Here is a 7,371-nt window from a genome sequence, read left to right on the forward strand (position 1 = left end):
ATTAAGAAAGTTATAGTTGTCGGTTATGCGGACCCCAAGGGACCGAACCGTTATAACTTTGACCTTTCAACCAGAAGAGCTCAAAACGTTGCAGCATATCTCATAAGAAACGGAATACCCGTTGAGAAGATTAGAATCGCAGCATACGGTGAAGAACTTGCGGACATAATAGGTGAAAGAGACGTAGAACAAAGAGCTGTTGATGTCATAGTTCTTTACTAATCTTACCTCTTCTGTTTCTTTATTTTTTTTATATTATTGCTCTTATCCCCCTTTATAGGATAGCCTTTCCCTAGCATGTCCGTATACGTAGAGAAAATTCCCGATAAAATAAACTCCCTATGAAGATAGGTATCTTTGACAGCGGTGTGGGGGGGCTTACTGTTCTCAAAGCTATAAGGAATAGGTATAAGAACGTTGATATAGTTTACCTCGGAGACACCGCAAGGGTTCCTTACGGGATAAGGTCTAAAGATACTATAATCCGCTATTCCCTTGAGTGTGCGAACTTTTTAAAGGAAAAGGAAGTAGACGTAATAGTAGTTGCGTGCAATACGGCAAGTGCTTATGCCCTTGAACGTTTAAAAAAAGAGATAAACGTTCCCATTTTCGGTGTAATAGAACCCGGTGTAAAAGAGGCTTTAAAAAAGTCAAAGAGTAAAAAAATTGGGGTGATAGGAACTCCTGCAACCATTAAAAGTAAAGCATACCAGTGTAAACTTGAAGAAGAAGGAGTAGAAGTATTTGCTAAAGCTTGCCCTTTATTTGTTCCCCTTGTGGAAGAAGGACTTCTGGAAGGAGAGATAACAAAGAAGGTTGTAGAACACTACCTAAGGGAGTTTAGAGGGAAGATTGATACTTTAATCCTGGGGTGCACCCACTATCCACTTCTTAAGAAAGAGATAAAAAGTTTCCTAAAAGATATAGAAGTTATAGATTCATCCGAGGCTTTATCTCTCTCCCTTAAGGAATGGATTAGGAACCAGGGTAACTCTTCCCTTGAACTTTTCTTTACCGACCTATCCCAAAATCTTTATTTTTTGATTAAATTAATTCTCGGGAGCGAGTATCCCGTAAAACTTGCGGAGGGGGTTTTCACACTTTAATAATTTTTATGTTATAATACCTATTTGCCTTACTCATAAAAGGAGAGGTGATATGCCATGATACAGAGGCAAACTTATTTAAACGTTGCAGACAACTCGGGGGCAAAGAAAGTTCAGGTTATAGGTATACCTTACGCACCGAGGAAATACGCAACCTTAGGGGACGTTGTGACCGTTACGGTAAAGGAAGCTCTGCCCCAAGGAAACGCAAAGAAGGGAAAAATTTACAGGGCTATTATAGTGAGAACCGCAAAAGAAGTGAGAAGACCCGATGGAAGTTATATAAAGTTTGACGATAATGCCTGTGTTCTTCTCAACCAGTACGGTGAGCCCCTCGGGACACGTGTTCTCGGACCAATAGCGAGAGAGGTGAGGAATAAAGGCTTTACTAAGATAGCTTCCTTAGCACCGGAGGTGGTTTAATGGCTGCAAAAATCAAGAGAGGAGACACGGTAGTAGTAGTAAGGGGAAAGGAAAAAGGAAAACAGGGTAAGGTTTTAAGGGTTTACAAGAAGGTAAAAAGGAGAAATAAGAAAGGAGAACCGGTATACGTTAGACACTTCGTAATAGTTGAAGGAGTAAGACTCATAAAGAAACACGTAAAGCCCATAGAAGGCGTAAGGGAAGGAGGAATTATAGAAACTGAAGGACCTATAGACGTGAGTAACGTTATGCTTCTTTGTCCGAACTGTAACAAACCGACCAGGGTTGGCTTCAGGATAGTTGAGGAGGGGAACGTAAGGAGGAAATACAGGTATTGTAAGAAGTGTAATGAGAATATAGACCTCGTAAGTGAAAAGGTGATAAAGGGAGGCTGATATGAGTACAACGGAAACTAAATACGTTCCGAGACTTTACAAAAAGTATAAGGAAGAAGTGGTTCCTAAACTCATACAGAAGTTCCAGTATAAAAACCCGATGCAGGTTCCGAGACTTGTGAAGATAGTTGTAAACATGGGTGTAGGGGAAGCGGTTCAGGACATAAAACAACTAGAAAGAGCTGTGGAAGATCTCAGGGCTATAACGGGACAACAACCTATGATAACGAGGGCAAGAAAGTCGGAAGCGGGATTCAAACTGAGGAAGGGAATGCCCATAGGATGTAAGGTAACCCTTAGAAAGGAAAGGATGTGGGACTTCCTTGATAAGGTTATATCCGTTGCACTTCCCAGGGTTAAGGACTTTAAAGGTTTAAACCCCCGTTCCTTTGACGGAAGAGGAAATTACGCTTTCGGAATAGCGGAACAGATAGTGTTTCCGGAAATAGACTACGACAAGGTGGACCGCATAAGGGGAATGGACATAATTATTAACACAACTGCGGAAACGGACGAGGAAGCTTTTTGGCTGCTCTCACTCTTAGGACTGCCCATAAGGGCTATGTGATAGAATGCTTAATTTTGGGAGGTAAGTATGCCGAGAAAGGCTAAAGTTGTTAAAGACTTAATGTATTACCCGAAGTGGAAAAGCAGGAAGAAGAATAGATGTCCCATATGCGGAAGGCCGAGAGCCTTTATCAGATACTTTAACATGTGCAGAATATGTTTTAGGGAACATGCCCTGAGAGGTGACCTTCCCGGTGTTAGAAAAGCGAGCTGGTAAGGGGCTTTTAAGCCCAACTGCCGGCTCACAGGAGGTTGTTAGATGAGTGCTGTAGATCCGATAGCGGATATGTTCTCCGCCATCAAGAACGCGATAATGAGGAGAGATGATTTCCTTTACGTTCCTTCCTCAAAGATGAAGGAGAGAATTCTTGAAGTCTTGAAAAGAGAAGGATTCATACAGGACTGGGAAGCGCTGAAAGGAGAAAAGTATGAAGAAGAGTTCAAGAAGATGAAGGAACTTGCGGAAAAATCCCCCAACCCGAAGATGAGGAGATACCTCCAACAGCTTATAGACTACAACAAGGGAACCCAGTATCCCCTCAAGATATACCTCAAGTATTTAGACCCAAAAAAGAGAAGAAGTGCATTAACAAATATAGTTAGGGTTTCAAAGGGTGGAAGAAGGGTTTACGCAGGTGTAAGGACTATGCCTTACGTTAAGAGAGGACTCGGAATAGCGATAGTCTCAACGGATGCAGGCATTATGACGGACCACGAGGCCAGGAAACTAAGGAAAGGCGGAGAAGTTATAGCATTCGTATGGTAAGGAGGGAAAGCGATGTCCAGACTGGCGAAGAAACCCATTCAATACCCCGAAAATGTAAAGGTTTCTTACGACGAAAAGGAACACAAGGTAACCGTTGAAGGACCTAAGGGAAAGCTTGAGCTTAACGTTCACCCTGACATAAAGGTAACACTGAACCAACAAGAGAGGTGGATAAAGCTTGACAGGCCTTCCGACAGGAGTTTCCATAAGGCTATCCACGGAACTATGGCCGCATTGATAAAGAACATGATAAAGGGAGTTACGGAAGGGTTTACCGAAATTCTTGAGATACACGGTCTCGGATACAGAGCACAGCTAAAAGGAAATGTTCTTGAACTCCACCTCGGTAAGTCCCACCCGGACATATACCCGATACCACCCGATGTAAAGATAGAGGTTAAGGGAAACGAGATACACATACACGGCATAGACAAACAAAGGGTTGGACAGGTAGCTGCCGAGATTAGGAGTTTCAGAAAGCCCGACCCGTATAAGGGTAAAGGTATTAGGTATAAAGGTGAACAGCTTAAGCTAAAACCCGGAAAAGCTGCAGGTAAGAAGTAAGGAGGTTAAATAGATGCCGAGGTTAAAGACAAGAAGGGAAAAGAGACTCAGAAGACACAAGAGGATAAGAAAGAAGGTTTTCGGAACTCCGGAAAGACCCAGGCTTTGTGTTTACAGAAGCTTAAAGCACTTTTATGCTCAGATAATTGACGATACTATAGGCCATACACTCGTAAGTGCCTCTACCTTAGACCCTGAATTTGAAAAAATAACCGGCAAGAGAGGCGGGAAGTCTATAAAAGACGCCGAGATCGTGGCGGAAATAATAGCAAGAAGGGCTCTTGAAAAAGGTATAAAGAAGGTGGTATTTGACAGGGGCGGGTTTAAGTATCACGGGAAGATAAAGGCCTTTGCGGATAAATGCAGAGAAATGGGACTTGAGTTTTAAAGGAGGTTGTTATGGGCGGAAAAGATATAGACATGATGATTGAAGAAAGAAGGACAAAGCAGAAGATAGACGAAATCCTTCCTGAACTCCAGCTTGAGGAAAGACTCATATACGCAAACAGAACAGCAAGAGTTACAAAGGGTGGGAGAAGGTTCTCCTTCAGCACGCTCGTAGTTGTCGGGGACCGCAAGGGGCACGTAGGCTTCGGGCACGGAAAAGCTAAAGAAGTTACCCTTGCCATAGCAAAAGGTATAGAGAGAGCTAAGAAGAACATAATAAGAGTTCCGATAATTGAGGGGACTGTTCCCCACGACGTGATAGGAAAGTTTGGAGCTACTAAGATAATCGTTCTTCCCGCAAGAAGGGGAACAGGTGTTGTTGCCGGTGGTGCTGCAAAGCCTGTATTTGAGCTGGCGGGATATACAGACGTTCTCACAAAAATTATAGGAAGCACAAACCCTGATAACGTTGTAAGAGCGGTTTTTGACGCACTTCTGCAGCTAAAAACACCCGAACAGATAGCAGAAGAGAGAGGTATTCCCTTAGAAGAACTCCTAAAGAGATACAGAAGGTATGCACTTCCCAAGATGAACATAAAGCATTACTACCCGTGGAGGGGTATCTATGGCTAAGCTGAAGGTAAAACTCTTGAGAGGCCTTGCGGGAGAAAGTGAGAGACACATACAGGCTGTAAAATCCCTGGGTCTCAAGAAAAGGGGACAAGAGAGGATTCTTGAAGAAAACCCTATGGTTCTTGGAAACATAAGAAAGGCTTTCCACCTCGTGGGTGTTGCCTACAGAATAGACTTCTCGGGTGATATACCTGTTGTTGAGAGGGATTTATCGGAAGAGCCGGACTATACGGTGATAAACAAAGACGGAGTTTACACAAACGGAAAGGGTGTTTACTACTTCTCAAGAGTTACAGACCTTGAGGACTTTCTAAGGAGAAAGGGCTACACGAAGTATAAGAACTGGGAAGGAGAAGTTGTAGAACTTTAAAGGAGGTAATTAGAATGGTAGGACTTCACGAATTACAACCTCACTGGGGAGCTACGAAGCCTAAAAAAAGGGTAGGAAGGGGTATAGGTTCGGGACACGGAAAAACTGCGGGAAGGGGACATAAGGGACAAAAATCCCGTTCCGGTGATAGAAAGATGCCTCCGTACTTTGAGGGTGGACAAACTCCCCTGTATATGCGTGTTCCGAAGAGAGGATTTAAGAACCCGAACAGGAAAGAATATACACCGGTTAACGTTGGAGTTATAAATAAACTCTTTGAAGAAGGAACGGAGATAACACCTGAAGTTCTGGCAAGCAGGGGACTTTGTGATGAAAAAGACAGGGTAAAGATTCTCGGAGACGGAGAGCTTACAAAGAAGTTTGTTATAAAAGCTCATGCATTTTCAAAGTCCGCGAAGGAGAAAATAGAGAAAGCAGGCGGAAAGTGGGAAGTCATATCTTAAAGGGGGTTAAAAAATGTATGCGGTAATAAAGACGGGCGGAAAGCAGTATAGGGTCGAAAAAGGTATGAAGCTTAAGGTTGAGAAGCTTCCCAACGAAGTCGGAGAAACGGTAGAGTTCGAAGCTCTTATGATAAGGAAGGACGACGGAACTGTTGAACTCAACAAGGGAAAGGTAATAGCGGAAGTAAAAGCCCACGGCAGGGGTAAAAAAATAATAGTTTTCAAATACAGACCTAAGAAGAACTACAAGAGGTGGAAAGGACACAGGCAACCTTACACGGAAATAGAGATAAAGGATATAGTTGAGTAGTTAAATCCCTTTTTCTTTTCTCTTATCTCACCTTGTATCACTAATAAGTTCCAGTTGTTGCCTTATAAACTCTCTCAGTTCCCCGTTAATATCTTCCCTTCTTAATGCGAAGGTTATAACGGTTTTTAGGTATCCTATTGGTGTTCCCGTGTCGTAAACCGGATTTTTAACTTTATAAGCGTATATAGCTTCCTCCTCAAGAAGCATTTTCATAGCGTCTGTTAGTTGTATCTCTCCACCCTTACCGGGTTTTGTTAGCTTAAGTTTCTCGAAAATACTCGGCGTGAATGCATACCTTCCTACTATGGCAAGGTTTGAAGGAGCCTCTTCCGGCAAGGGTTTCTCTATTAGGTCTTCTATTATGTAGGTTTCCTCGTCCAGCTCCCTCACCTTTGCTATACCGTATTTTGAAACCTCTTCCCAGGGAACTTCCATAAGGGCTACAATTGAGTTTCCGAACTTTCTAAAAAGTTTAAGCATTCTACCGAGCTCTTCTTCTTCGTTATCTATGATTATGTCCCCCAGAGCGACTATAAAGGGTTCTTGGGATACTGCCGGTTCAGCTATCAACACAGCATGACCAAGCCCGAGCTGTTCCTTCTGTCTCACGTAAATAGGGTTAATCATGTTTGCTATGTAAACGACTTCTTTAAGAAGTTTCTCTTTTCCGGCTTTTTTTAAGTGTTCCTCAAGTTCCACGTTATGGTCAAAATGGTTTTCTATGGCCTTTTTGTGTCTTCCCGTTACGAATATAAGGTTTTCAATGCCTACGTTCACTAAGGCTTCTACTATGAACTGAATTATAGGTTTATCAATTATGGGAAGCATTTCTTTAGGCATGGCTTTTGTAGCAGGTAAAAACCTCGTTCCCCAACCCGCAACAGGTAAGACAGCCTTTCTAATATCTCTCATCTTTCCCCTCCCATACGATTTTAAAGGAAATTAAGGCAGAAAACAAACCTATTAAAGCTCCTACTATTACATCTAACGGGAAATGAACACCAACGTAAATCCTTTCAAAGGCTATTAGAAATGCATATAGAAATAGTATTGCTTTTATGTGCACTTTTTCTTTTCTTGATAGAACAGTAGCTATCGTGAAAGCCATAGCTGTATCTCCCGAAGGAAAAGAACGCCAGTAAAGGGGTATTAAAAGTTTAACGTCATCAAGCAAGCTTGCAGGTCTTGGTTGGTTAAAAACTTCTTTAAGAGATATTACCGTAACTGTTTCAAGAGTTATAGCAAGAATAAAGGGTTTCAGTTTCTCCTTTCGGAATAGATAAGTGATTATTAAGAGAGGAATGAGAATATATCCCGAACCCAGATAGGAAAAGTAGTAAAAAAACTTATTGAAGAAGGGATTATCAATATCGTTTATCAACCTGA

The 7,371-nt window shown here is 42.2% G+C and carries 14 protein-coding genes and 1 pseudogene; 13 read left to right on the top strand and 2 right to left on the bottom strand.

Annotation, left to right across the window (positions count from 1 at the left end):
* The 13 genes and pseudogenes from ACWB1W_RS03405 to rplU form a co-directional block, all read left to right on the top strand.
* The coding region (locus ACWB1W_RS03405; RefSeq protein WP_479369993.1) for an OmpA family protein at nucleotides 1–222 on the top strand (222 nt) is incomplete at its 5' end.
* A 119-nt stretch (nucleotides 223–341) separates the two neighbouring features.
* Nucleotides 342–1,106 (top strand): glutamate racemase, encoded by a 765-nt coding sequence (murI, locus tag ACWB1W_RS03410; RefSeq protein ID WP_479369994.1) that lies wholly within the window; start codon nucleotides 342–344, stop codon nucleotides 1,104–1,106.
* Nucleotides 1,107–1,163: 57 nt separating this feature from the next.
* The gene (gene rplN / locus ACWB1W_RS03415; RefSeq protein ID WP_010881073.1) at nucleotides 1,164–1,529 is read left to right on the top strand and encodes a 50S ribosomal protein L14; all 366 of its coding nucleotides are present in this window, start codon (nucleotides 1,164–1,166) and stop codon (nucleotides 1,527–1,529) included.
* Nucleotides 1,529–1,924 carry a 50S ribosomal protein L24 gene (rplX, locus tag ACWB1W_RS03420; protein WP_479369995.1) on the top strand — a complete coding sequence of 132 codons (396 nt, stop codon included), beginning with the start codon at nucleotides 1,529–1,531 and terminating at the stop codon, nucleotides 1,922–1,924. Before rplN ends, rplX begins: the two co-directional genes overlap by 1 nt.
* A gap of 1 nt (nucleotide 1,925) precedes the next feature.
* Nucleotides 1,926–2,492: a 50S ribosomal protein L5 gene (gene rplE / locus ACWB1W_RS03425; protein ID WP_479369996.1), complete on the top strand. Its 567-nt coding sequence runs from the start codon at nucleotides 1,926–1,928 to the stop codon at nucleotides 2,490–2,492.
* Between the two features lie 27 nt (nucleotides 2,493–2,519).
* Complete coding sequence (locus ACWB1W_RS03430) at nucleotides 2,520–2,708, top strand: type Z 30S ribosomal protein S14 (RefSeq protein WP_479369997.1); 189 nt, start codon at nucleotides 2,520–2,522, stop codon at nucleotides 2,706–2,708.
* Between the two features lie 42 nt (nucleotides 2,709–2,750).
* Nucleotides 2,751–3,257, top strand: a complete 507-nt coding sequence (locus ACWB1W_RS03435; RefSeq protein WP_479369998.1) for an uS8 family ribosomal protein — start codon at nucleotides 2,751–2,753, stop codon at nucleotides 3,255–3,257.
* 12 nt (nucleotides 3,258–3,269) lie between these two features.
* The gene (rplF, locus tag ACWB1W_RS03440; RefSeq protein ID WP_479369999.1) at nucleotides 3,270–3,821 is read left to right on the top strand and encodes a 50S ribosomal protein L6; all 552 of its coding nucleotides are present in this window, start codon (nucleotides 3,270–3,272) and stop codon (nucleotides 3,819–3,821) included.
* 13 nt (nucleotides 3,822–3,834) lie between these two features.
* Nucleotides 3,835–4,209: a 50S ribosomal protein L18 gene (gene rplR, locus ACWB1W_RS03445; protein WP_479370000.1), complete on the top strand. Its 375-nt coding sequence runs from the start codon at nucleotides 3,835–3,837 to the stop codon at nucleotides 4,207–4,209.
* Nucleotides 4,210–4,220: 11 nt separating this feature from the next.
* A complete protein-coding gene (gene rpsE, locus ACWB1W_RS03450; protein WP_479370001.1) occupies nucleotides 4,221–4,841 on the top strand; it encodes a 30S ribosomal protein S5 in 621 nt (206 codons plus the stop codon).
* A pseudogene (gene rpmD / locus ACWB1W_RS03455) lies at nucleotides 4,834–5,001 on the top strand (50S ribosomal protein L30); the annotation flags it as partial. The gene rpsE and the pseudogene rpmD, both read left to right, overlap by 8 nt.
* A 224-nt stretch (nucleotides 5,002–5,225) precedes the next feature.
* On the top strand, nucleotides 5,226–5,675 hold the full coding sequence (rplO, locus tag ACWB1W_RS03460) for a 50S ribosomal protein L15 (RefSeq protein WP_479370002.1): 450 nt from the start codon (nucleotides 5,226–5,228) through the stop codon (nucleotides 5,673–5,675).
* A gap of 13 nt (nucleotides 5,676–5,688) precedes the next feature.
* Nucleotides 5,689–5,985, top strand: coding sequence for a 50S ribosomal protein L21 (gene rplU / locus ACWB1W_RS03465; RefSeq protein ID WP_479370003.1), 297 nt, complete (start codon nucleotides 5,689–5,691; stop codon nucleotides 5,983–5,985).
* A gap of 27 nt (nucleotides 5,986–6,012) precedes the next feature.
* Here rplU and galU read toward each other — a convergent pair whose 3' ends face one another.
* Nucleotides 6,013–6,897: a UTP--glucose-1-phosphate uridylyltransferase GalU gene (gene galU, locus ACWB1W_RS03470; protein WP_479370004.1), complete on the bottom strand. Its 885-nt coding sequence runs from the start codon at nucleotides 6,895–6,897 to the stop codon at nucleotides 6,013–6,015.
* Nucleotides 6,884–7,371: lipid A 1-phosphatase LpxE (gene lpxE, locus ACWB1W_RS03475; protein ID WP_479370005.1), on the bottom strand; the 488-nt coding region annotated here is incomplete at its 5' end. The genes galU and lpxE, both read right to left, overlap by 14 nt.

The organism is Aquifex sp., assembly GCF_056494385.1.

Excerpts from the sequence above, each read along its gene's own strand:
- murI (WP_479369994.1), top strand. The coding sequence starts at position 342 with ATGAAGATAGGTATCTTTGACAGCGGTGTGGGGGGGCTTACTGTTCTC.
- rplN (WP_010881073.1), top strand. The coding sequence starts at position 1,164 with ATGATACAGAGGCAAACTTATTTAAACGTTGCAGACAACTCGGGGGCA.
- rplX (WP_479369995.1), top strand. The coding sequence starts at position 1,529 with ATGGCTGCAAAAATCAAGAGAGGAGACACGGTAGTAGTAGTAAGGGGA.
- rplE (WP_479369996.1), top strand. The coding sequence starts at position 1,926 with ATGAGTACAACGGAAACTAAATACGTTCCGAGACTTTACAAAAAGTAT.
- ACWB1W_RS03430 (WP_479369997.1), top strand. The coding sequence starts at position 2,520 with ATGCCGAGAAAGGCTAAAGTTGTTAAAGACTTAATGTATTACCCGAAG.
- ACWB1W_RS03435 (WP_479369998.1), top strand. The coding sequence starts at position 2,751 with ATGAGTGCTGTAGATCCGATAGCGGATATGTTCTCCGCCATCAAGAAC.
- rplF (WP_479369999.1), top strand. The coding sequence starts at position 3,270 with ATGTCCAGACTGGCGAAGAAACCCATTCAATACCCCGAAAATGTAAAG.
- rplR (WP_479370000.1), top strand. The coding sequence starts at position 3,835 with ATGCCGAGGTTAAAGACAAGAAGGGAAAAGAGACTCAGAAGACACAAG.
- rpsE (WP_479370001.1), top strand. The coding sequence starts at position 4,221 with ATGGGCGGAAAAGATATAGACATGATGATTGAAGAAAGAAGGACAAAG.
- rplO (WP_479370002.1), top strand. The coding sequence starts at position 5,226 with ATGGTAGGACTTCACGAATTACAACCTCACTGGGGAGCTACGAAGCCT.
- rplU (WP_479370003.1), top strand. The coding sequence starts at position 5,689 with ATGTATGCGGTAATAAAGACGGGCGGAAAGCAGTATAGGGTCGAAAAA.
- galU (WP_479370004.1), bottom strand. The coding sequence starts at position 6,897 with ATGAGAGATATTAGAAAGGCTGTCTTACCTGTTGCGGGTTGGGGAACG.